At 70.4% G+C, this 20,173-nt stretch carries 21 protein-coding genes and 2 pseudogenes; 10 read left to right on the top strand and 13 right to left on the bottom strand.

The annotated features are described in order from the left end of the window. Positions 1–32: 32 nt before the first annotated feature. Positions 33–416, top strand: coding sequence for a hypothetical protein (locus tag OIB37_RS34750; protein WP_330461581.1), 384 nt, complete (start codon positions 33–35; stop codon positions 414–416). A 475-nt stretch (positions 417–891) separates the two neighbouring features. Here the strand turns inward: OIB37_RS34750 and OIB37_RS34760 are convergent. Next, positions 892–1,091 (bottom strand): annotated as a pseudogene (locus OIB37_RS34760) (helix-turn-helix domain-containing protein); the annotation flags it as partial. Beyond that, a complete protein-coding gene (locus OIB37_RS34765) occupies positions 1,091–1,888 on the bottom strand; it encodes an alpha/beta fold hydrolase (protein ID WP_330461582.1) in 798 nt (265 codons plus the stop codon). The gene OIB37_RS34765 and the pseudogene OIB37_RS34760, both read right to left, overlap by 1 nt. A 36-nt stretch (positions 1,889–1,924) precedes the next feature. Here OIB37_RS34765 and OIB37_RS34770 point away from each other — a divergent pair, with 36 nt between their 5' ends. Further along, entirely contained in the window at positions 1,925–2,545 is a 621-nt protein-coding gene (locus tag OIB37_RS34770) for a TetR/AcrR family transcriptional regulator (protein ID WP_330461583.1), read from the top strand. A 10-nt stretch (positions 2,546–2,555) separates the two neighbouring features. Here OIB37_RS34770 and OIB37_RS34775 read toward each other — a convergent pair whose 3' ends face one another. Next, the gene (locus OIB37_RS34775; RefSeq protein ID WP_330461584.1) at positions 2,556–3,776 is read right to left on the bottom strand and encodes an MFS transporter; all 1,221 of its coding nucleotides are present in this window, start codon (positions 3,774–3,776) and stop codon (positions 2,556–2,558) included. A gap of 68 nt (positions 3,777–3,844) precedes the next feature. Between OIB37_RS34775 and OIB37_RS34780 the strand changes: the two genes are divergently transcribed. Then, positions 3,845–4,825, top strand: coding sequence for an ArsR/SmtB family transcription factor (locus OIB37_RS34780; RefSeq protein ID WP_330461585.1), 981 nt, complete (start codon positions 3,845–3,847; stop codon positions 4,823–4,825). A 144-nt stretch (positions 4,826–4,969) separates the two neighbouring features. On the opposite strand, the gene OIB37_RS34785 is transcribed toward OIB37_RS34780, so the two are convergent. Beyond that, on the bottom strand, positions 4,970–5,323 hold the full coding sequence (locus OIB37_RS34785) for a VOC family protein (RefSeq protein WP_330461586.1): 354 nt from the start codon (positions 5,321–5,323) through the stop codon (positions 4,970–4,972). 263 nt (positions 5,324–5,586) lie between these two features. On the opposite strand from OIB37_RS34785, the gene OIB37_RS34790 reads away from it, so the two are divergent. Continuing rightward, positions 5,587–6,771, top strand: a complete 1,185-nt coding sequence (locus OIB37_RS34790) for a macrolide family glycosyltransferase (protein WP_330461587.1) — start codon at positions 5,587–5,589, stop codon at positions 6,769–6,771. A gap of 91 nt (positions 6,772–6,862) precedes the next feature. After that, entirely contained in the window at positions 6,863–7,753 is an 891-nt protein-coding gene (locus OIB37_RS34795) for a hypothetical protein (protein WP_330461588.1), read from the top strand. A 98-nt stretch (positions 7,754–7,851) separates the two neighbouring features. Here the strand turns inward: OIB37_RS34795 and OIB37_RS34800 are convergent, their stop codons facing one another. After that, positions 7,852–8,040, bottom strand: a complete 189-nt coding sequence (locus tag OIB37_RS34800; protein ID WP_330461589.1) for a hypothetical protein — start codon at positions 8,038–8,040, stop codon at positions 7,852–7,854. Positions 8,041–8,257: 217 nt separating this feature from the next. Between OIB37_RS34800 and OIB37_RS34805 the strand changes: the two genes are divergently transcribed. From OIB37_RS34805 to OIB37_RS34815, 3 genes are all read left to right on the top strand, one after another. Next, a complete protein-coding gene (locus tag OIB37_RS34805; RefSeq protein WP_330461590.1) occupies positions 8,258–8,644 on the top strand; it encodes a VOC family protein in 387 nt (128 codons plus the stop codon). A 146-nt stretch (positions 8,645–8,790) separates the two neighbouring features. Then, complete coding sequence (locus tag OIB37_RS34810) at positions 8,791–10,158, top strand: alkaline phosphatase PhoX (RefSeq protein WP_330461591.1); 1,368 nt, start codon at positions 8,791–8,793, stop codon at positions 10,156–10,158. Positions 10,159–10,397: 239 nt separating this feature from the next. Next, positions 10,398–11,771: an FAD-dependent oxidoreductase gene (locus tag OIB37_RS34815; RefSeq protein ID WP_330461592.1), complete on the top strand. Its 1,374-nt coding sequence runs from the start codon at positions 10,398–10,400 to the stop codon at positions 11,769–11,771. Positions 11,772–12,070: 299 nt separating this feature from the next. On the opposite strand, the gene OIB37_RS34820 is transcribed toward OIB37_RS34815, so the two are convergent. The 4 genes from OIB37_RS34820 to OIB37_RS34835 all read right to left on the bottom strand — a co-directional run bounded on the left by OIB37_RS34820 (position 12,071) and on the right by OIB37_RS34835 (position 15,439). Beyond that, a complete protein-coding gene (locus OIB37_RS34820; protein ID WP_330461593.1) occupies positions 12,071–12,859 on the bottom strand; it encodes an ABC transporter permease in 789 nt (262 codons plus the stop codon). Further along, positions 12,856–13,818: an ATP-binding cassette domain-containing protein gene (locus tag OIB37_RS34825; RefSeq protein ID WP_330461594.1), complete on the bottom strand. Its 963-nt coding sequence runs from the start codon at positions 13,816–13,818 to the stop codon at positions 12,856–12,858. Before OIB37_RS34825 ends, OIB37_RS34820 begins: the two co-directional genes overlap by 4 nt. A 102-nt stretch (positions 13,819–13,920) precedes the next feature. After that, positions 13,921–14,835 (bottom strand): GNAT family N-acetyltransferase, encoded by a 915-nt coding sequence (locus OIB37_RS34830; RefSeq protein ID WP_330461595.1) that lies wholly within the window; start codon positions 14,833–14,835, stop codon positions 13,921–13,923. Between the two features lie 115 nt (positions 14,836–14,950). Then, on the bottom strand, positions 14,951–15,439 hold the full coding sequence (locus OIB37_RS34835) for a hypothetical protein (RefSeq protein WP_330461596.1): 489 nt from the start codon (positions 15,437–15,439) through the stop codon (positions 14,951–14,953). A gap of 132 nt (positions 15,440–15,571) precedes the next feature. On the opposite strand from OIB37_RS34835, the gene OIB37_RS34840 reads away from it, so the two are divergent. Next, positions 15,572–16,555: a tetratricopeptide repeat protein gene (locus tag OIB37_RS34840; RefSeq protein WP_330461597.1), complete on the top strand. Its 984-nt coding sequence runs from the start codon at positions 15,572–15,574 to the stop codon at positions 16,553–16,555. A gap of 39 nt (positions 16,556–16,594) precedes the next feature. Here OIB37_RS34840 and OIB37_RS34845 read toward each other — a convergent pair whose 3' ends face one another. After that, positions 16,595–17,104 carry a DUF6882 domain-containing protein gene (locus OIB37_RS34845; protein WP_330461598.1) on the bottom strand — a complete coding sequence of 170 codons (510 nt, stop codon included), beginning with the start codon at positions 17,102–17,104 and terminating at the stop codon, positions 16,595–16,597. A gap of 195 nt (positions 17,105–17,299) precedes the next feature. On the opposite strand from OIB37_RS34845, the gene OIB37_RS34850 reads away from it, so the two are divergent. Continuing rightward, the gene (locus OIB37_RS34850; RefSeq protein WP_330461599.1) at positions 17,300–17,752 is read left to right on the top strand and encodes a hypothetical protein; all 453 of its coding nucleotides are present in this window, start codon (positions 17,300–17,302) and stop codon (positions 17,750–17,752) included. Between the two features lie 165 nt (positions 17,753–17,917). On the opposite strand, the gene OIB37_RS34855 is transcribed toward OIB37_RS34850, so the two are convergent. The 3 genes and pseudogenes from OIB37_RS34855 to yczE all read right to left on the bottom strand — a co-directional run bounded on the left by OIB37_RS34855 (position 17,918) and on the right by yczE (position 20,058). Beyond that, on the bottom strand, positions 17,918–18,049 hold the full coding sequence (locus tag OIB37_RS34855) for a helix-turn-helix domain-containing protein (protein ID WP_330461600.1): 132 nt from the start codon (positions 18,047–18,049) through the stop codon (positions 17,918–17,920). A 590-nt stretch (positions 18,050–18,639) separates the two neighbouring features. Further along, a pseudogene (locus OIB37_RS34860) lies at positions 18,640–19,420 on the bottom strand (helix-turn-helix domain-containing protein); the annotation flags it as partial. Further along, positions 19,417–20,058, bottom strand: coding sequence for a membrane protein YczE (gene yczE, locus OIB37_RS34865; RefSeq protein ID WP_330461601.1), 642 nt, complete (start codon positions 20,056–20,058; stop codon positions 19,417–19,419). The pseudogene OIB37_RS34860 and the gene yczE, both read right to left, overlap by 4 nt. Positions 20,059–20,173: the final 115 nt, after the last annotated feature.

Genomic DNA, 20,173 nt, shown 5'->3' on the forward strand with positions numbered 1-20,173 from the left:
TGCGGATCTCGTGGTGCGCGTAGTCTCGCGGGGTGCACTCTCATCTGAGCTTCGAGAACCCACCCGCGCTGCCTCACGAGGCGGTGGTGGAGGCGTTGGAGCGGGCCCTGTATGACCGCTTGGCGGAGGGCGAGGCGGCGGGTGTCCTGGTCGGGACCGCGTTGAACGACAACGACGCGGAGTTCGTCGAGCACTGGTGCATGGAGGTCGGGACGCGGGCCGTCCCGGGAAGTCCTCTGCTCGGGCTGGCCGGCCTGTGCCTGGGACACACCGCTCGACGCTTCGGGCGTCTCAGCGATGAGGCGCTCTCACTGGCAAAGTCGCTGGCGGCACGTGCCGAGACGGACCCGTCGGACGTCGACGGTCGGGCTCTCGACGGGTATGACGACGTCCGGAGCTTCCTGCACCTGTGGTGAGGAGGTCCCCGGGCGCGGGTCAGGCGGAGTTCGGCTACCGCTCGCTTCCTGGCCGACGAGGCCCGCAACTCGGGGTCGGCCATGGCCGACCGGACCGCGTGACGGATCTGCCACGACAACCGCTGGTGGAGCGTGTTCGGGAAGAAGCACGGCAGGATCAAGAAGGCCGGCTCGCCGGCGCACGACGACCTGGTCCGCCCTGACTTCACCGCGGATGGCCCCGACCGGCTGTGGCTCGCCGACAGCACCGAACACGCCACCGGTGAAGGAAGAACGTCCTCGACCGCCGTTCGTGGGCCACCCGTCAGGAACTGCGGATCGCGATCGCGCCTGGACCGAACGGACCTACCACCGACGCCGCCGACAAGCCTCGCTAAGTCGGCTGACCCCCGTCGAATTCGAAACCGTCATGACCACACCGGCCCTCCAGACCGCGTGACTGAACCTGTCACAAAAACCTGCTTCAGTCCCCGTCGGTGAGTTGGTGATGTGGAGCGGAAGAACGGCCGTGGAGGCCGAGTTGGCCGTGACTGCGGTAGCGGTCGACCCACTTCGGCGTGCAGGCGCGGGAGATCCCCATCTCCTCGGCAACCGTGCGCGATCGGACGTGACTCGCAACGCTCGACAAGTCGGCCTGCGGCCCTCGACGGACGGCGCCCTGGCATGGGTGCCCATCAGATGATGGCGAGGTTGTTGATGAGTCGGCCGAGTTCTGCCGGTGCCTGGATGTGGCCCAGGTGGCCTTGACCGGCAAGCTCGTGGACTTCGGCGTCAGCAATGCGCTGCCGAACGTCGTCGAACGTCGTTCCGTAGGGGCCTGTTCCGCGATTGCGCTGGCCGATGATCAGGTCGACCTGATCCGCCTGTCGTGCCATCACATCCGGGGGCGGTGTCGCGTTCAGCGCGCCGAGCTCGGCGCGCAGTGGTCCGCTCAAGCGGCGCAAGGCCGCCCAACCCTGACGATCAGCCCGGAGTTCCTCGACATGCGCCGCGGTGAAACCGGAGATCTGCCGATTGACGATCTCGACGCTGCGGTCCCAGTCCGCCGTCTCCTCCGCAGCCTCCAGGTCCGACAGCGCATGACGGCCGAACGGTCGCATCACCGGCTCGTAGGCGATCAGCTGGCGTATCGGACGCTCGTTGGCGGACAGCAACGCGATCAAGCCGCCGTAGCTCCAGCCGAACAGGGCCCTTGCGCCGTCGAACTCGTCAAGGACCGCGCCGAGGTCCTCGACCTCTGTTCGCATCGAGTACGAGCTGGTCAACGGCCCCGAGGGAGTGCGACCTCGGCGATTTACGACCGCCACCGAAGGCCAGGCGTCGATGGCCACCGCAACGCGGCGCCACGTGTGCGCATCGCTCATCACGCCCGGGACGACGACGAGGGCCGGAGCATCCGGTTCCCCGTACACATCGACCGTGACCCAACTGCCCCCGCCGACCGGCAGTCTCTTCTGAATCGTTCGCTCCATAAAAGTATTATGGAGCGAACGATCTACAATGCAACTGTGACCGCACACAACCGTGGACGACCACGAGCCTTCGACCGCGACCGCGCGATCCTGGACGCTGCCCGCCTCTTCTGGCGACGGGGCTACTCCGGCACCTCGACCCGAGCCCTGACCGCGACCCTCGGACTCTCCACGTCCAGCCTCTATGCCGCCTTCGGAAGCAAGGCCGGACTGTTCGAGGAAGCGGTGCGGACCTATGCCGAGCGATACCGCGAGATCTACCAACAGGCTGTGGCCGAGGAGGACATCCGGACCGCCATAGAACGCATCCTCATCGACTCGGTCCACGAGTTCACCCAGCCCGACGACACACATCCCGGGTGCCTCATCAGCAGCGCCGTGATGACCGACAGCACAGGCACACTCGATACCAGCGCCTACGTCGCCGAACTCCACCGCTCGAACGAGCAGGCGCTCCTGCGGCGCATCGAACGAGCGATCCAGGACGGTGACCTTGCCGCCGGAGTCAGCGCAGTGGTGTTGACCGGGTTCATCCAGGCCCTCTGGCACGGTCTGTCCGTACGATCCAACCTCGACACACCTCGTGAGGACCTGATCGAGGCAGCACAGCTTGCCCATGAACTGATCTGCCAACAGCTCACGTCAACAACGTCCTGACCCGCAACAGCTAGTCCGTGGCGGCGGGTTCAGGCACGCCGCCCAGGCGCGTGTCCGGGACGGCCGGCCGGCGTTCCTCGTGCCTGTTCAGTGCCGCGAGGGTCAGGGTCACGGTGACCGATGCGGCTGCCATGAGCGTCATCGCCGTTGCGGGGGAGGTGAGTTGGGCCAGCGTGCCCGCGAGGGCGGCGCCGATGCCCTGGAGGGCGGCCATGCCGGTGGCGTACAGGCCGAGGGCCTGGCCCGCGAGGTCGTCGGGGGTGAGGGACATCAGGCGCTCCTGAAGGACCAGGCTCGCGGCGAAACCGACGGAGGCGACGCAGGCGGCCGCGGCCGACAGCGCCACTCCCGGCCGTAGGACGAAGAACAGGTAGGGAGCCGCCAGCAGCAGGCGCAGCGGGGTCGCGAGACGGGGGCGCAACGCGGGCGGTACCAGTCGGCCCACCGCCATGTCACCCACGAACATGCCCAGCGCCCCGCACGCGTACAGCGTGCCGGCGGCTGCGGGCGCGTAGGAGACGTAGAGCGAATCGCTGCCGACCACAAGGCCGTTGGGAACCCACAGCCCCAGGTACGCCAGGCGGCGGGGGCGTGAGGACCACAGGAGGGCGTTGACGCGCCAGGTCGCCGAGAGGGACGGGCGGCCGGAGGAGCGCGGTGGGCGGGCCGTGAGGCCCAGGCGGGTGACGAGGGCCGACACCAGGTACAGCGCGGCAGCAAGGAGCAGGCAGGTCCGCGGGGACAGGAGCGCCAGCAGTGCGCCGCCCGTCGCGAAACCGGCCATCTGCGTCAGGCCCCAGAGCATGTTGTAGACCGAACGGCCGAGGACATAGCCGTCTTTGGGCAGGATCTCGTTCAGCAGCCCCCCGCGCACTCCTCCGCCCAGCGACGCGACCAGGCCCTGCAGGAGCAGGACGGCGAAGAGGGCCCCGACCGGCAGACCGGGCAGCGCCAGCACCGCCGTGCCGGCCGCGAAGACGACGGCCAGGCCGGAGAGGATCGCGCGCGGGGGCAGGCGATCGGCACCCGAGAGCAGGAACGTGGCCCCCGCCAACTGCGCCAGCTGCGGGCCGAACATGCTCACCGCCGACAGGAGCGGGGAGCCGGTGGCCCGGAAGACCAGCGTGCCCAGGGCCAGGCCGCCGATCGTCCTGGCAGCGGCGTCGGCGGCGAAGGAGAGCAGGAACGGGGTGAACTCCGGGGTGCGGAACAGGGTTCGGTAGCTGCGCATGCGTCGGAGTCTCGGGCCGGACCGGGGGCCGTGTTTATTGTTTCGCCGAAACGCGAAAGGTCGTACGCATGGGCCTGTGGCAGATCGACACCGACACCCTCGCCCGCAGCCGGTTCGTGCTCTCGCCGTTCGCCGAGACCTTCGCGAGCCTGAAGCTGCTGCACTCGGGGACCGGTGCCCATCCGGGGGAGGAGGCCTGGCTGCGCGCGCACCTGCCCGGGTACCACGCACACCTCGCGGCCGACCCGGTGGCCGCGCCGCTCGTGCGCGCGGGACTCGGCAAGGCCTGGATCGCCGACTTCCTCTGTCCCACCTCGTGCGAAGGGGAGAGCTTCGAGGCGACCGTCGCCCGGGTGCGGGCCGCCGGGGCAGGGGAGGCGCGCGCCGACCTCCGTGTGTCCCTCCGGGGCCCGCTCCCCGCCGCCCTGGAGCGGGACGACCTGCCCGAGCGCGCGACCGCGCTCCTGACGTACGTCTGGGAGGAGACCGTACGGCCGTACTGGGAACGGCGGCGACGCGCCCTGGAGGCCGACGTGGTCGCGCGGACCGCGCGGGTGAGCCAGGGCGGCTGGGCGGCCGTGCTGGACTCGCTGCGGCCGGGGACGCGGTGGCTCGGGGGAAGCCGGATCCAGGTCAACCTGAACGCGTATCCGCCGCGGGAGGTGGCCGCCGGCGCCGACCTGCTGTTCATGCCGGTGACACCGAGGACCGGGTGGGTGTCGTGGGAGGGTCGGGAGCGGTACGCCGTCGTCTACCCGTGTCTCGGGGCGCTGGCCGAGGACCACGACCGGCGGCCCGTCCCGGCCGGGCTCGGCAGGCTCATCGGGACCAAGCGGGCCGCGTTGCTGGTGCTGCTGGGAACTCCCATGACCACGACTCAGCTGGTCGCCGTGACCGGACAGGGGCTGGGGTCGGTGGGCCGCCACCTGCGGGTGCTGCTGGACGCGGGGCTGGTGGAACGGCGGCGGGCCGGACGGTCGGTGTTGTACGTGCGGACGGCGCCCGGGGAGGTGCTCATGGAGGCGTCCGGGGGAGCGAGGGGGGCTTGAGATGGAGGCCTGCCGGCGTGACGTGGGCCGGACGGGTCGGTGAAGAAGCGGTCAGGCGACCCGGTCAGGCGGACGGGTCGGTGAAGACGCGGCCAGCCGGGCCGGTCAGCCTGCTCGGTCAGGCAGCTTGCTCCGGCAGCCTGCTCAGGCGGGCTGCCAGAGCTCGACCCGGTTGCCCTCGGGATCGGTGACCCAGCCGAACCGGCCGATGCCCTCCATGTCCTGAGTCTCCTTGTCCACGTCCGCTCCCTTGGCGCGCAGTTGCGCGAGCATCGCGTCCAGGTCGCGGACCCGGAAGTCGAGCATGGTCCCCTGGGTGCGGGAGCCGAAGTAGTCGGTTCCGGACTCGAACGTCGCGAACACCGTCGGCCCGGGTTCCTGCCGCCACAGGCCGTGCTCGTCGGCGTCGAGGCCCAGACAGTCGCGGTACCACGCGCTCAGGGCCGCCGGGTCCGCGGCCCGCATGAAGTATCCACCGATTCCAAGTACGCGTTCCATGCCGCCATCCTGCCAGGCCGCTGACCGGGGGCGGCCCGGCACCACACCAGCGCCAAATTCCCGCGCCTCGACCGCCACGGAACTTGTAATGTCGCGGGCATGCTTCTTCTTCAGTTCTACGGCTGACAGGGACCGGGGCGACGCCCCGACCGCCCCGTCCCGCATGCCCCCGTGCGCCCCGCCCCCTACGACCGGCCTTTCCCGGAGGGGCGGCGCACCGGCCTGCCGTGTCCTTTCCCGTAGACCTGAGATGAGTGAGCTTCATGCCTTCGCTGTTCCCTCGCCGTGCCCACATCGCGATGGTCGGCATCCCCGCCGTCAGCCACGTCCTGCCGAGCCTCGAGATCATCCGTGAACTGGTCGCCCGCGGCCACCGGGTGACCTACGCCAACGACCCCGCGGTCTCCGACCTGATCACGGCCACCGGCGCCGAACTCGTGCCCTGTACCTCCGTGTTGCCCGTCGCCGACAACAACTGGCCCGACGATCCCATCGCCGCGATGGGCCTCTTCCTCGACGACGCCGTCCAGTCACTTCCCCAGTTGCGTGCCGCGTACGACCACGACCCGGCGGACCTGTACCTGTACGACATCGGCGCCTACGCCGCACGCGCCCTCGCCGAGTCGCAGGAACGGCCCGTCATGCAGCTGTCTCCGACGTTCGTGGCGTGGGACGGCTACGACCAGGACGTCGCGGCACAACTGCGCCAACTGCCCGGCGCCGACGCGTACCGGGCCAGGTTCGCCCGGTGGCTCGCCGGCTGTGGGGCGTCCACCACCGACGTGGACGCCTTCTCCGGTCCTCCCGCGCGGGCCCTCGCGCTGATCACCAGGGCGATGCAGCCGCACGCCGACCGGGTCGACACCGACAGGGTGACCTTCGTCGGGCCCTGCTTCGACGCGCGTGCCGGCGCGGGCGGCTGGACCCGGCCGGCGGACGCGGAGAACGTGCTGCTGGTCTCTCTCGGCTCGGCGTTCACCCGTCGACCGGAGTTCTACCGCCAGTGCCTCGCGGCCTACGGCGACCTGCCCGGCTGGCACGTCGTCTTCCAGATCGGCAAGTACACCGACCCGCGGGAACTGGGCGACATCCCGCCCAACGTGGAGGTGCACCCCTGGGTCCCTCAGCGGGCGATCCTGGAACAGGCGGATGCCTTTGTCACCCACGCCGGAATGGGCGGCTGCGGTGAAGGACTGCTGGCGGGTGTCCCGATGATCGCCGTGCCCCAGGCCGCTGACCAGTTCATGAACGCCGACCGGCTCGTGGAACTGGGCGTCGCCCGCCGGGTCGACACCGCTGAGGCCACCGCCGAGACCCTGCGTGCCGCGCTGAACGACCTGGTCACCGGCGCGGAGGTCGCCCGCCGTTCGGCACTGCTGCGCGCCGGCGCCCGCGCCGAGGGCGGCACCCCGCGCGCCGCCGACCTCATCGAGAACATGCTGGGCTGAGCCACGGCCGAAGTGCCCTGGGTACAGGGGCCTGGGCCCAGCGTCCAGGCCCAGGTCCAGGGCACAAGGCCCAGTACCCGACGACCCCGATGTGACGACGGCCGCGGCGGTCGCCCTGGACGCGCGCGGGGGAGCGGTGCGTTATCTGCTGGCGCCATGGGTGGCCGAGACGTCCACCCGTGACCTGGCGCGTCCCGACTCTCCCGCGCACCCGCTCACGGTGTCCCGGGACGGGGTGACCGATCCGGTCCCCCTGTTCGGAGGCGGTACGGGCGGCGGAGGCGGCGGGGGCTGCGGTACGCACCCGGTCCTCCAGTTCCGGTCGGCCTCCGCGATCGTCGAGCACCACGCCTTCCTGCTGGCCGGCCTCGGCGGCATGACGCCCGTACACCTGACGTACTCGCCCTTGCCGGGGCACGGGTCGCCGCCGGCGCGGCAGCCGCGTGAGGCGACCGGGCCCGCGGCACTGCTGGCGTGGGCCCGGGTGGGCTGCGGTCCCGGCGCGCTCGGCGACGGCGGGACGAAGGCGGTCAACGCCTGGGACTTCGCCGAACAGGATCTGCCGGACGGCGCGGGCCACGCCGTGTGGACGTGCACGCGCGCCGACACCTGGCGGGGGCCCGGGGGCGTGACCGTGACCCTGCGCCTGACCGGGACCGGGTCACACTCGGGAGAACCCGCGCGGGTGGTGGCGCGGGTGCGCTCGACGGCCGCGTGCAGCAGGTTCGGGCAGAACGTGCTGGCCCAGGCGCGCTGGCGGTCGCCGCAGGGACGGTGGTACGTGCTGGCGGCGGGCAGCCGGGCCGTCACCCGACTCACCCTCACCCCCACCGGTAGCGGCACCGGCAGCGGCGGCGTCGACGAGGCATCGCGGAGCGGACACACCCTCGCGGTCCGGGTGCCGGAGGGAGCCACGACGCGTGTCCGGGGCCGACTGGCCTCCGGTGAGGAACTGCCCGAGGTGACGGAGCGTCAGGACTGAGTCGCGGGCGCCCCTCGTACGTGGGTCAGCCACGTGGAGCAGTCGTACCAGGGTCAGCCGTACCTGGGTCAGCCCTAACCGAGTCAGCCGTACCTGGGTCAGTCGTCGTCCCGGTCGCTGACCACGACGAGGAAGGCGTCGGAGCGCAGGTCCATCACCACGGTGGCGGCCACGCCCTGCGCGCGACGGGCGGCCGCGTACTCCTCCGCCGGCCACGACCCTCGGGGAGAGCCTGCGGGAAAACGCTCCAGCACCTTGGTATTCATGGCGGCGGACACCTCCGGCATCTCGGTCGCGGACCCTGCGTCCCGCCCTGTTCCGTCTGCCCCCGATCCGCGCGGACATGTCACCGCACGCGTTTCCTTCCGATCGGACGACCTCGGAGCGCCGAACCCGATGGGCAGGCCGTCACTTTCCTATGGTGGTGGTCATGGCGGAGGATGCGAGACCTCTTGAGCGCATCGCGACCCGACGGCTCCGTCCCTACGCACCGGAGAGCAGCCCATGAAGATCCACCTGTCCAGTGTCTTCGTCGACGACCAGGACAAGGCCCTGCGGTTCTACACCGACGTGCTCGGCTTCGTGAAGAAGCACGACGTCCCGCTGGGCGTGGACCGGTGGCTGACCGTGGTCTCGCCGGAAGACCCCGACGGGACCGAGCTGCTGCTCGAACCCTCCGGTCATCCCGCGGTGCGGCCGTACCGGACGGCGCTGGTCCAGGACGGCATCCCCGCCACCTCCTTCGCCGTGGACGACGTACAGGCGGAGTTCGACCGGCTGCGTGGGCTCGGGGTGCGCTTCACCCAGGAACCGGTGGAGTCGGGCCCGGTCACCACCGCGGTGCTGGACGACACCTGCGGCAACCTGATCCAGATCGTGCACAGCAAGTAGGGCGCCGCCCCCGGTGTCCGTCGTGGACAAGCCATCATGCGGGCGAGACGTGACACGTGGTGCGGGCGTGGTTCCCGTGGGCTACGCCAGATGGTAGACACAGCGGGATCACAGCTCCTGTCCGCCAGCAGGAAGGTTGTCGCCGCATGTCCGCAACACGACGTCAGATCCTGGCCCGAGCGAGCGCGCTGGGAGCGGGCATCGCCTTCACCGGGGCGCTGTCCGAACTCTTCGAGGGCACCGCGGCCGCGCGGAACCTGGGCCACACCGGCTACGGTCCTCTGGTCCCCGACCCGGGCGGCCTGCTCGATCTGCCACAGGGGTTCCGCTACAGCGTGCTCTCCCGCGAGGGCGACGAACTGCGCTCGGGCGAGGGCCTCGTGCCGTCCAACCACGACGGCATGGCCGCCTTCGCCGGCGCGGGCGGCCGTACCCACCTCGTCCGCAACCACGAGAACCGCAACACCGCGAAGATCTCGGTGCCCACCGTGCCGGGCCTCACCTACGACCCGGGCGGCCACGGCGGCTGCACCGCCCTGACGCTGGACTCCCGCAACCGCGTCCTGTCCGAGCGGGTCGCCATCGCCGGCACGGCCGTCAACTGCGCGGGCGGCCGCACCCCTTGGGGCACCTGGCTGACCTGCGAGGAGACCGAGGACAGTGCGGGTACCAACGGCTACACCAAGGACCACGGCTTCATCTTCGAGGTCCATCCCACCGACCCGCACCGCACCGGCGCCGTCCCGCTGACCGCGATGGGCCGCTTCCAGCACGAGGCGATCGCGATCGACCCGGAGCGCGGTGTCGTCTACGAGACCGAGGACGCCTTCCTCAAGCCGTTCGGCCTGTTCTACCGCTTCCTGCCGCACAAGCCGCTGGGCGGGGTCGGTTCGCTGCGCGCGGGCGGCCGGCTGCAGGCGATGCGGGTACCCGGCGTACCGGACCTGTCGACGATCCAGGAGACCGGCGCGACCTTCGACGGGATCGAGTGGGTGGACGTCCCCGACCCGCTGGCCGCCTCCACCCCCACCCGGCTGCAGGACTACGGGCCGAAGGGGATCACGCACGCGCAGAAGCTGGAGGGCTGCTACTGGGGCGGGAACCGTGTGTACTTCGTGTCGTCGTTCGCCCGCGGCGCGGACGGCTCCGGAGCCGACCACTACGGCCAGATCTGGCGCTACGACCCCCAGCGGCGCCGCCTGACCCTGGTGATCGTCTTCGGCCCGGACACCGATGTGCAGTTGCCCGGCGAGTCCCCGGACAACATCTGCCTCGCCCCCAGCGGCGGCCTGATGGTCTGCGAGGACGGCAACGGCGCCCAGCACGTCTTCGGCGTCACCCGCGGGGGCGAGGTGTACGCGATGGCCCGCGGCCGGCAGAACCTCGGCACCCCGGAGGAACCCGAGTGGGGCGAGTTCGCCGGAGTCACCTTCTCTCCCGACGGCGACACGATGTACGTCAACTGCTACACACCCGGTACGACCTTCGCGGTGACCGGGCCGTGGCGTAGATAACCGGCTACCGGCGCCCCCTTCCCCTGAGAGGACGCGTCGAAGCCCGCCGTCCCGGCGTGGGCGTGCGACGGATTCCAGCGCCACGCCCACGCCGCAACGCGCCCCCACCGCCGACGCACGGGGCGGCGATCACCGGGTACCACACCAGAGCCCGCGACCGGCGGATCACACCGGATCCCGGCCCGCCCGCGGGGATGCGCGAAGCGGTGGGCGGCGAAGTGTGACGGAGGGATGCGCTCATGAAGAACAGGGCTGTTCAGCACGGTGGCCGATGGGGAAGAGCCGTCGTCGTCGGCGGAGGGTACGCGGGCCTCGTGACGGCCCGGGTCCTGGCCGACCACTTCTCCGAAGTGGTCATCCTGGAACAGAGCTCGGTGGACGAGCGCACCGGTACCCATCCGCATGCGCCGCAGGGGTACCACGCGCACGCTCTGCTGGCCAAGGGCGGAGAGGTGCTGGAGAGACTCTTCCCCGGGCTCCGCGCGGAACTGCGGGCGATCGGGGCCCCGGTCTTCGACTACGGCGAGGGCATCAGTTTCCTCCTGCCCGCCGGGTTCGCACCCCGCAGGCGGACAGGCGTGGAGATCCAGACGTTCACCCGGGACGAACTGGAGCGGCGTCTGCGCGGCAAGGTGCTCGCGCTGCCCGAGGTGACGCTCCTTTCCTCCACCCGGTGCGAGGGCCTGGGAACGACCCGCCCCGGCGCGGTGAACCGGGTCCGCTACAGGACGGAGGACTCCGAACAGCCGTCGGAGATGGAAGCGGACCTGGTCGTCAACACCTCGGGGCGGTCCAGCGCTCTGGACGGCTGGCTCGCGGACCTGGGCCTGTCCGTGCCCGCGAAGCGCGTCGTCAAGGCGAAGATCACGTACACGTCGATGGACTTCGACCGGCCGGAGAGCCAACCGGACTTCAACCTGGCCTACCAGATGACGTTCGCGCCCCACATCCCCCGGGGCGGTGTCATCCTGGCCGTGGAGCGCGATCGCTGGATGTGCTCGTTGATCGGGTTCGAGGACCAGAAGCCGCCGACCGAGGACAGCGCCTATCTCGATTTCGCGAAAAGCCTGAAGAACGGCCGTCTTGCCGAGCGGATCGAGTCCCGCACCAACCAGGGACGGACCCACCGCTACACCAACGTCAACAACCAGTGGCGCCTCTACCACAAGATGAAGGACTGGCCCGAGCGCCTCGTCGCCCTCGGTGACGCGGTCTGCGTCTTCAACCCCGTGTACGGGCAGGGCCTGACCGTCGCCGCGCTGGAAGCCGAACTCCTGCATCGCACCCTGGCGGAGCACGCGGCACGAGGGAACGGCCTCGACGGTCTCAGCAGGGGGTACCAGCGCGCGCTGGCCCGGATCGTGCTGTCTCCCTGGATCCTGTCGAGCAATTCGGACCTCATGTGGAACCCGCGCCGTCAGCCGCTCACGGCGAAGATCGCCCACTGGTACAACAAGCACCTCTTCGAGGTGTCCGTTCGCGACGCACGGGTGTGGTCCCGGTTCGTGCGGGTGGCCAACATGGTGGCCGATCCGGCCGTGCTGTTCCACCCCACCGTGGTCGCGAAAGTCGTCCGCCAGGCCCTGTTCCGCGGCCCCCGGAACTCCGTCTAGTCGGGCCGCGGTCCAGCAGGCGGTGAGCGACCTGCCGTTCCTGCTGTACGCGCCGTTCCTTCCGTACGCGCCGTACTGCCGTGCCTGCCGTCTCCGCCGGCCTCGGCGGCCAGGTCGAGCCGGGTGACGCCGATGCCCGCGTCACCCGGTGCGCGTCCGGGCCGGGAACCGGGCGAGGCGTCCCCGCGGACGGCCGGCTCGGTCGCACACGAAAGGGGCGGCGCACTCCGGCATGGTGCCGGTGTACGCCGCCCTCGGGTGGGACGAGCCGCGGCAGGCGGCCCGCGTCGTCATGGCGGTTACCTCGGGTCGTTGTCGAACTTCGAGGTCGACCAGAAGTAGCCGAGCACCGCGAGGCCCAGGCACCAGCCGACGGCGAGCCAGCCGTTGTTGCCGATCTCGGTGCCGAGCAGCAGGCCGCGCAGGGTCTCGATGGCGGGCGTGAAGGGCTGGTACTCGGCGATCGGCTGGAACCAGCCCGGCATCGCGTCGATGGGGACGAAGGTGCTGGACAGGAGCGGCAGCAGGATCAGGGGCATCGCGTTGTTGCCGGCGGCCTCGGCGTTGGGGCTGAACAGGCCCATGCCGACCGCGATCCAGGTGAGCGCCGTGGCGAAGAGCACGAGCAGTCCGAACGCCGCGAGCCACTCCAGGACGGTGGCATCGGTGGAGCGGAAGCCGATGGCCACGGCGACCGCGCCGACGAGGACCACGCTGGTGACCGACTGCAGCACGCTGCCGATGACGTGCCCGACGCGCACCGAGCCGCGGTGGATCGCCATCGTGCGGAAGCGGGCGATGATGCCCTCGGTCATGTCGTTGGAGACGGACACCGCCGTGCCGATCACGGTGCTGCCGACGGTCATCAGCAGCAGACCCGGCACGATGTGGGCGATGTACTCGCCGCGGTCCGCGGCGCCGCCGCCGATGCCCGTGCTCATGGTGTCGCCGAAGATGTAGACGAAGAGCAGCAGCATGATCGGGGTGAGCAGCAGGTTCAGCGTGAGGGACGGATAGCGCCGGGCGTGCAGGAGGTTGCGGCGCAGCATCGTGGAGGAGTCTCGCACGGCGAGGGAGAAGGAGCTCAACGGACAGCCTCCTTGGGCTGGTCGGGGACGCCGGCGCCACTGGTCAGGGCGAAGAAGACGTCGTCGAGGTCGGGGGTGTGCACGGTCAGCTCGTCGGCCTCGATGCCGGCCGAGTCCAGCCGGTCGAGGAGGGAGCGCAGATCGCGCTGGCTGCCGTCGCTCGGAAGCTGCAGCGCGAGGGCTTCGTCGTCCCGGAAGCACTCGCGCAGGGCGGAGGCCGCGCTCTGGTACGCCGCCGGGTCGGTGAAGCGGAGCCGGACGTGCCCGCCCGGGATGAGCCGCTTCAGTTCCTCGGCGGTGCCCTGGGCGACGACCTTGCCGTCGTCGAGCACCGCGATGCGGTCGGCGAGTTCGTCGGCCTCCTCCAGGTACTGGGTGGTGAGGAAGACGGTGACGCCGTCGGGGACCAGCTCGCGGACGATCTGCCACATGTCGTGCCGGGAGCGAGGGTCGAGACCGGTGGCCGGCTCGTCGAGGAAGATGATCCGCGGGCTGCCGACCAGGGTCATGGCGATGTCGAGGCGGCGCTTCACGCCGCCGGAGTAGGTGGAGGCGGGCTTCTTCGCGGCCTCGGTGAGGCCGAAGCGCTCCGGCAGTTCGGCGGCGACCTGCCGTCCCTCGCGCTTGGAGAGGTGGTGCAGGTCCGCCATGAGGAGCATGTTCTCCTCGCCGGTGATCAGGCCGTCGACGGCGGAGAACTGACCGGTGACGCCGATCGCGGCACGCACCGACTGCGCGTCGGTGGCGAGGTCGTGGCCGCCGACGCGGATCGGGCCACTGGCGGGGGCGGGGGAGACGAGGGTCGAGAGGATCTTGACGGCGGTGGTCTTCCCGGCGCCGTTCGGGCCGAGCAGCGAGAAGACCGTGCCTTGCGGGACGGCCAGGTCGATGCCGTCGAGGACGGTCTTGTCGCCGTAGGACTTGCGCAGCCCGTTCGCCGCGATGGCCAAGTCGGTCATGAGGGACGCTTCTTCTTGTTTTCAGGCTGCGGGCGGTGAATGGACGGCGCGGACGGAACGGAGGGCGCGGACGAGCCGCGCGGGTGACTGAGTGACGCTGCGTCAGGCGGCTGAACGGGGAAGGCCGACGGAGCGGAACTCCTCCATCACTCGATAGCCGGCGCTCGTGTACAGGTTCATCGCCACCTCGTTGCCGCCCCACACGGTGAACATCAGCGCCGAGTCGCCGGCCGCGAGCGTCGCCCGCTCTCCGGCCGCCATCGCGGCCCGCCCGTACCCCTTGCCGCGGTGCCGCTCCAGGACGTGCAGAGAGTAGCCGTAGGTGACCCCCGGGAGATGTCCGTGCCGCAGCCAGCCGGTGCCGATCCGCTCGCCCGCCGCCTCGAGCACCAGGAAGGTGTTGTCGGGCGTCGCCAGGCCCTCGGGGATCAGCTTCGCGAAGTCGCGGTCGGACTTGCGTTCAGCCTCCTCGGGGCTCAGCGCTCCCGCCCGGACGATGTCGCCGACGTACGCGGTCTTCTCGGACGCGAGCCACTCGGGATACTCGGCCCCTGTCATCGGCCGTGCGGTGACGGCGTCGGCCGACTCCGGCGGGGAACCCACATGCCGCATCCTGAGCTGGCCGCGGACACGGTAACCGTCGAACAGTTCGCCGGCGGACTCGGTGAGCCGTACGTTCAGCCGGCGCGCGCCGCGCTGCGCGCACCATTCCTCGGCCCACTCCCGGGCGGCCCGCTCGTGTCCCCGGCCGGCGTGCGGCGCGTCGACATGGAGGTCACAGATCCGGCCCGCGAGGGCGCCGTTGTCCTCGGCCACGACCACGGCCACATGCCCCACCCGGGTCCCGGCGTCCGTGATCTCGGCGACGGTCCAGTCGCCGACGCCGCCGCGTGCCTCCTCCAGCATGCGCTCCGCCGCGTCCGCACCGAGCCCGGCCGCCGTGTACGAGGCGTGCAGCCGCCGCTCGAAGTCCTTCTGCCATGCCGTGTCGTCACCAAGGACGCTGAATTCCGTCATCCGATCACCCTAGCCAGGTTGTCATGGACCTGAGCGGGTGATTTCGGAGCGGCCCACGACCGGCGGGTCGCGGCCCGCCCGGGGAGGGCCCCGTCCCGGGGCGACCACCGAGCGGCTACGCGCCCGCCCGCTGCCACCTCTTGGCGACATGCGGCCGGTCGTGAGGGGCGGGCCAGATCTGCAGCCGGACCCGCTCGGTGGTCTCGGGGCGGTCGCCCGAATCGACGTCGGCGCGGGCGGCAGCGGCCAGATTGCGCCGGCACGCGCGGACCCGGGTCCAGCCGGCAGGAACCTTGAAACGCCGTGCCTCGGGAAGGTAGTCGGAGCAGCCCATCACGACCAGCTGCCCGGAAGGCACCCGCAGACTCGCTTCGACGACGTGGTCGAAGCCTGCGCTGTCGTCGTCCGGCTCGCCGTCGAGGACATCCACACGCACGGCGACGTGGACGTTCACGGTCGTGCCGATCGCCAGGACGTCCTCGGCCGCGGCGAGGCCGTCCCGTACGGCCTGTTCGGTCCACGCGTCCCCGAGATCGGATTCGGAGTTCTCGTCCATGACATGGATCTGGTGGTAGTCCGCGAAGAGCCGCAGTTCGGTCGTCATACCGGCATCATCGCCTTCGCCGCCGTGCGCTCACCGGGCGGGGGCGGGGGCGGGGGCGGGGGCGTGGGCGTGGGGCGTGGGTTGCGGTTCGCGGCCTGAGGGGCGCAGGAGCACCGCGGGTATCCTCGGACGATGTCGAACAAGGTAGCAACGGCCGGAGTGGCTCTCGCGCGGGTGATGGCGCACTGCGGGGGCAGCCCCGTCGCGGCCGTGGACCATCTGGTGGGTGCGATCGCCGCCGCGCCCGATGACCCCGAGCCCTATACCGTCCTTGCCGAGTTGTGGAGGGACAAGCCGGCGGAACTCGCCGAACTCGTCCAGGGCGGCGACTCCTTGAGGGCGGTACTGGCCCAGTCGTACGTCAGCTTCCTCGAAGGCGACATGGACGGTGCCGCGCTGGCGATCGGATCGGTGACGGGCGCGCGACCCGACATCGCATGGGCCGAAGCACCCTGGTTCGGCGATGAACGATTTCTCGGTGCGGTGAGTGCCGACGCGCTGGCCGAAGCCGCGATGCGCACCATGGACTACGGCCGCGACCTGGACACCGACAGCATGCGGGAACGGTTCCGGCCCTGGTTCGATGCCATCGACGTGGTCTCCGCCCGCCGGCCGTCTCCGGAGGCGTTGGCCAGGATGGCGATCCTGCTGCGGGCGTGCGGCCGTACCGACGCGTCGTTCGCCCTCTGCGACCGTGCGGACGCCGTCGCACGGAGCATGCTGACGGAGGTCGTACGGGCGGGCACATGGCGGAAGCTGGGCGATCCCGAACAGACCGCGGCGGCGTTCGAGCGCGCCCTCGACCTGGACCCGGACAACTGGTCACTCCATCTCGACCTGGCCGACGTGCGAGCCGAACAGGGCGACTTCGCCACCGCGGTCCGGCTGATCGACCAGGGGTTGCGGCGGGAGCCGGCCGAGCTCACGCTCCGCGCGGCCGGGGCCGCCTACCGGGCGCGGCTCACCGGCTCGCCGGACGCCCTGCGTGAACTCGTCGAACTGGCACCGGACTTGCCCAACGACGCGTACCGGAACCTTCTGATCGACCACGCGTGTGCCGGCCCCGCCCTGCCTCCCGGGCTTGTGGCCGAGGCCCGCGGAATCCAGAACGGCTGAGGTGCCACTCCGCTACGAACGGCCCTGAGGGCAGCGCGGTCAGCCGACGTCGACCGTGAAGGTCCTCGTGTCGCCGTCGGGGGTGGTCAGCGTGACGGGTCCGAAGGTGATCACCGTGTACGAGCTTGCGCCGGGCCCCCGGTAGAAGCCCGTCGTCTCGCTGACGCGCACGGCGAGAGCGATCAGCGTGGCCGCGGCCTGCTCATCGGCTTCGAACGTGGCGCGCGTGAAGGCATCGTGCTGGTGGGCGTCGCCCCACGCGCGGAGGTTCTGGGCGTCACGGGCCATTCCCGGCAGGATGCTCGGGTTCGCCCAGGCCCACATCCACGAGCCGGACCGGGAACTGTAGCTGCCGAGGATCTGGGCCGGCGCCGTGGCGGTCTTGTCCGGAAAGGTCCAGGTGATGAGTCCGGTCGTCTGGTCCAGATCCCAGCGGTCGGCTGTGCCGAGCCCCCAGGTCCGGTGGGCCTCGGCGAGCTGCGCGATCATTTCCTCGCCCTGCAGGAGCAGGAGGCCCAGTCCGTCCTGTTCGGAGCTTTGACCAGGCATTTGTGTCTTCTTGTCCTTGTCAGCCCGCTTGAACAGTCCCATGCCGCAGAAGTCTGCCAGAGGCCCTCCTGACCCCATCCATGGGCCCCTCTCCCACTTAGAGGCTTACCCCAGCCGCCGCTCCGGGCCGCGAACTTCTCACGCGTGAGTATCCGTACTCAGGCCCCTGAACAGCGTATGAGGAAGCCTGTTGACATGAGCACCCCGCACACTGCCCCTCGTGCAGTCGCACCCCGCGCCGCAGCGGCTGCCGCGACCGGCGCCGTACTGGCCTACGGCGCCGTCCAGTTCCTCGCCTGGACCACCCACAACCGCGAACGGGCGTGCAGGGATTCAGACACCATGTGCTTCACGGGCTGGGACGTGGCCTTCCTCCCGATCGCCTTCGCCACAGCCCTGCTGGTCCTGCTCCCCGTCTACAAGCGGCTGGAGATCGGCCCCCGGATCGTCGCCATACCACTCACGATCCTGCTGGCGCCGTTCCCTCTCCAAGCCGCGTACACCACGGGTGGCCCGTGGCTCAGTGCGCTGTCGGGCGGAGTGCTGTCATGCTCCATCGCACTGTCGTCATGGAACCGCTCCCGGAGCCTGGGGGTCACGGCCGCCATCGTCCTTCTCGCCGCCTCGTTCGGCGTGCTCTATCACTGAGGTGCAGACAGGGCTGGACTGATGCGAGGATCGTTGGAGTGGGCGAACCGACCGTGATCGGCGGCACCTTGTGTCTGATATGCCTTTCGCCACTGTTGGACGTGCTCGAATCGCCGGTACGGCAGCCGGTCGACAACCGTGCCGGACCGTGCCGGACCGTGCGGGTCACAGGTCGGGCGGGAGAGCGGTGAGCTCGGCGCGGGAGCTGACGCCCAGCTTGGAGTAGCAGTTCCGCAAGTGAAAGTCGATGGTGCGTGGACTGACGAACAGCTGCGCGGCCACGTCCCGGTTCGACATACCTTGCCGGACCAGGGCGGCGACCTGGCGTTCCTGCGGCGTCAGTTCGGCGGCGGTGGCAGTGCTGGTGCCGCGGCGGCGGGCGGTCTCCCCGGAGGCGCGCAGTTCCTGCGCGGCTCGCTCGGCCCACGGGCGGCGCCGAGGTCCTCGAACAGGGCCAGCGCGGTGCGCAGGTGTTCGCGGGCGGCGACCCGGCGGCGTGCTCGGCGCAGGTACTCGCCGAAGGCCAGATGCGTACGGGCCCGGTCGGGCCGCCGAGGAGAGTCGGCGTGCGCGGCGAGTGCCCGCTGGAAGTGGACCTCCGCGGTGCCGTCGCCGGCGAGCAGGGCGCGACCGTGCTCGACGACCGCGATCGCCGCCGGTAGACCGGTGTCCGCGGCGAACCGCTCCAGCTCGGCCAGCCGGGTGCGGGCGAGTTCGGGACGGCCGTCGCGGACCGGGGCGTCGAACAGGTCGAGAGCGGCGAGACGGCGCCAGGCCGGACCCTCGATCCGTTGGAGGTGGTGCAGCGCGGTCGCCGGGTGCGCGGCCGCGCGCAGCCCTCGGGCCCAGCGCGTCAGGTCGGCGACGAGGCCGTCGGTGATGCCGACCCCAAGCAGCGCGCGAGCGAAGGAATCGGCTCGGTAGCAACCTCCGTTGTCGGTGACGATCCGCTCGATGGTGGTGATGCCTGCGCTGCGAACCGGACGCGAGCGCGGCACATGAACGTAATGGCGGGGGTGGCCATCTCGTTCGGCAGTGCCTCGGTGCAGGCCAGGTGCGAGAAGCCGTCGATGGCAGAGCGCAGGTAGATGTAGCCGCGACGGCCGGTTCGGCGTTTCTGCCGTTCTGCAGATCTGGCCTGCGTACTTCCGCGGTCGTGGACTCGCCGGCCTCCGCCATCGGGGATGCGGCCGGCCTTCTTGACGTCGATGTGCACCATGTGACCTGGGCGGTGGGCGATGATGTGCCGCGCTGTGCGGTTGGACTCCCCGTATGGATCGATGAACCGACGGCGACTCAGTCCGAGCTGTTCCAGATGTCGCGTGATGGTCCGGCGACTGATCTGGACGCCCTGGACTGAGAGGTCGCAGGTGATGCGCGTTGCGGACCACTTGTATTCCCGGCGTACCCGCTCGATTTGCTCCACTACCTCGCCCGGCGTGGCCGGCGGTTGGTGGCGAGGTGCGGAGGACCGGTCGTGGAGGCCAAGTTTCACCGTAGCGGCGGAACCGGTCTACCCACTTCGACGCGCACGCTCTTGAGATCCCCATCTCCGCGGCCACGTGGGCGATCGGGCGGGACTTGCAGCGTTCGCCGAGGCGGCGTCGGCCTTCGGCCTTCGGCAGACAGTGGGGCGTTGCGGTGCAGCGACGGTCTCTTCACGGTCATCGAGTGCGCCGTGTCGGTGCAGCAACGGCAGGAAGACGAACCGCTACCAGCGGCAGGAAGCAGCCGACGAGGGGCCCCATGCACAGTGCGATCAGCACGGTTCCGACCCCGACGGTTCCACCCAGAAGCCAGCCGGCGCAGGCAACAGTGATTTCGATGCCGGTGCGCACAAGGGCGACGGGTAGGTGGGTGAGCCGAACCAGTCCGGTCATGATGCCGTCGCGTGGTCCCGACCCGAACTGCGCGCCGAGGTAGAGCGCGTCGAAGAATGCCAGGGTGACAAGGCCGACGGCCAGGTATCCGATCTCGGCGAGCGGCCCGTGTGGGTGGGGGAGCACCGTCGCGGTGGCATCGGCAGCGAACCCGACGATCGCCACGTTGAGGAGCGTGCCAAGCCCGGGTAGTTCTCGCAGAGGGATCCATGCGAGAAGCACAAGCAGCGAGATCAGGTTTGTTGCCCAACCGAAGGAGACACCAAGGGATTTGGCGGTGCCTTCTGTGAGCACGTTCCAGCTGGCCGCGCCAAGCCCGGACTGGACGAGCAGCATGACGGCGGCCCCGTACCCCATCAAGCCGAACAGGAGCTGGGGGATCCGGCGTGCCTTCCGGGCCGCCCGGACCTGGGCGAATGCGTTCATCCGCGATATCACGGGCGGTTCGTGACGAGCCGCGACGGAGGTGTGTGCCGTAGAAGCAGGGGGTGCCATACGGTGAGTCTCTGGGTGATCTGGACCTGGATTCCATAGCCAGATT

Origin of the sequence: Streptomyces sp. NBC_00820 (assembly GCF_036347055.1) — a bacterium.
GTDB lineage: Bacteria > Actinomycetota > Actinomycetes > Streptomycetales > Streptomycetaceae > Streptomyces.

Excerpts from the sequence above, each read along its gene's own strand:
- OIB37_RS34765 (WP_330461582.1), bottom strand. The coding sequence starts at position 1,888 with ATGGAGCGAACGATTCAGAAGAGACTGCCGGTCGGCGGGGGCAGTTGG.
- OIB37_RS34775 (WP_330461584.1), bottom strand. The coding sequence starts at position 3,776 with ATGCGCAGCTACCGAACCCTGTTCCGCACCCCGGAGTTCACCCCGTTC.
- OIB37_RS34780 (WP_330461585.1), top strand. The coding sequence starts at position 3,845 with ATGGGCCTGTGGCAGATCGACACCGACACCCTCGCCCGCAGCCGGTTC.
- OIB37_RS34785 (WP_330461586.1), bottom strand. The coding sequence starts at position 5,323 with ATGGAACGCGTACTTGGAATCGGTGGATACTTCATGCGGGCCGCGGAC.
- OIB37_RS34790 (WP_330461587.1), top strand. The coding sequence starts at position 5,587 with ATGCCTTCGCTGTTCCCTCGCCGTGCCCACATCGCGATGGTCGGCATC.
- OIB37_RS34800 (WP_330461589.1), bottom strand. The coding sequence starts at position 8,040 with ATGCCGGAGGTGTCCGCCGCCATGAATACCAAGGTGCTGGAGCGTTTT.
- OIB37_RS34805 (WP_330461590.1), top strand. The coding sequence starts at position 8,258 with ATGAAGATCCACCTGTCCAGTGTCTTCGTCGACGACCAGGACAAGGCC.
- OIB37_RS34810 (WP_330461591.1), top strand. The coding sequence starts at position 8,791 with ATGTCCGCAACACGACGTCAGATCCTGGCCCGAGCGAGCGCGCTGGGA.
- OIB37_RS34815 (WP_330461592.1), top strand. The coding sequence starts at position 10,398 with ATGAAGAACAGGGCTGTTCAGCACGGTGGCCGATGGGGAAGAGCCGTC.
- OIB37_RS34825 (WP_330461594.1), bottom strand. The coding sequence starts at position 13,818 with ATGACCGACTTGGCCATCGCGGCGAACGGGCTGCGCAAGTCCTACGGC.
- OIB37_RS34830 (WP_330461595.1), bottom strand. The coding sequence starts at position 14,835 with ATGACGGAATTCAGCGTCCTTGGTGACGACACGGCATGGCAGAAGGAC.
- OIB37_RS34835 (WP_330461596.1), bottom strand. The coding sequence starts at position 15,439 with ATGACGACCGAACTGCGGCTCTTCGCGGACTACCACCAGATCCATGTC.
- OIB37_RS34840 (WP_330461597.1), top strand. The coding sequence starts at position 15,572 with ATGTCGAACAAGGTAGCAACGGCCGGAGTGGCTCTCGCGCGGGTGATG.
- OIB37_RS34845 (WP_330461598.1), bottom strand. The coding sequence starts at position 17,104 with ATGCCTGGTCAAAGCTCCGAACAGGACGGACTGGGCCTCCTGCTCCTG.
- OIB37_RS34850 (WP_330461599.1), top strand. The coding sequence starts at position 17,300 with ATGAGCACCCCGCACACTGCCCCTCGTGCAGTCGCACCCCGCGCCGCA.
- OIB37_RS34855 (WP_330461600.1), bottom strand. The coding sequence starts at position 18,049 with ATGTCGAACCGGGACGTGGCCGCGCAGCTGTTCGTCAGTCCACGCACC.
- yczE (WP_330461601.1), bottom strand. The coding sequence starts at position 20,058 with ATGAACGCATTCGCCCAGGTCCGGGCGGCCCGGAAGGCACGCCGGATC.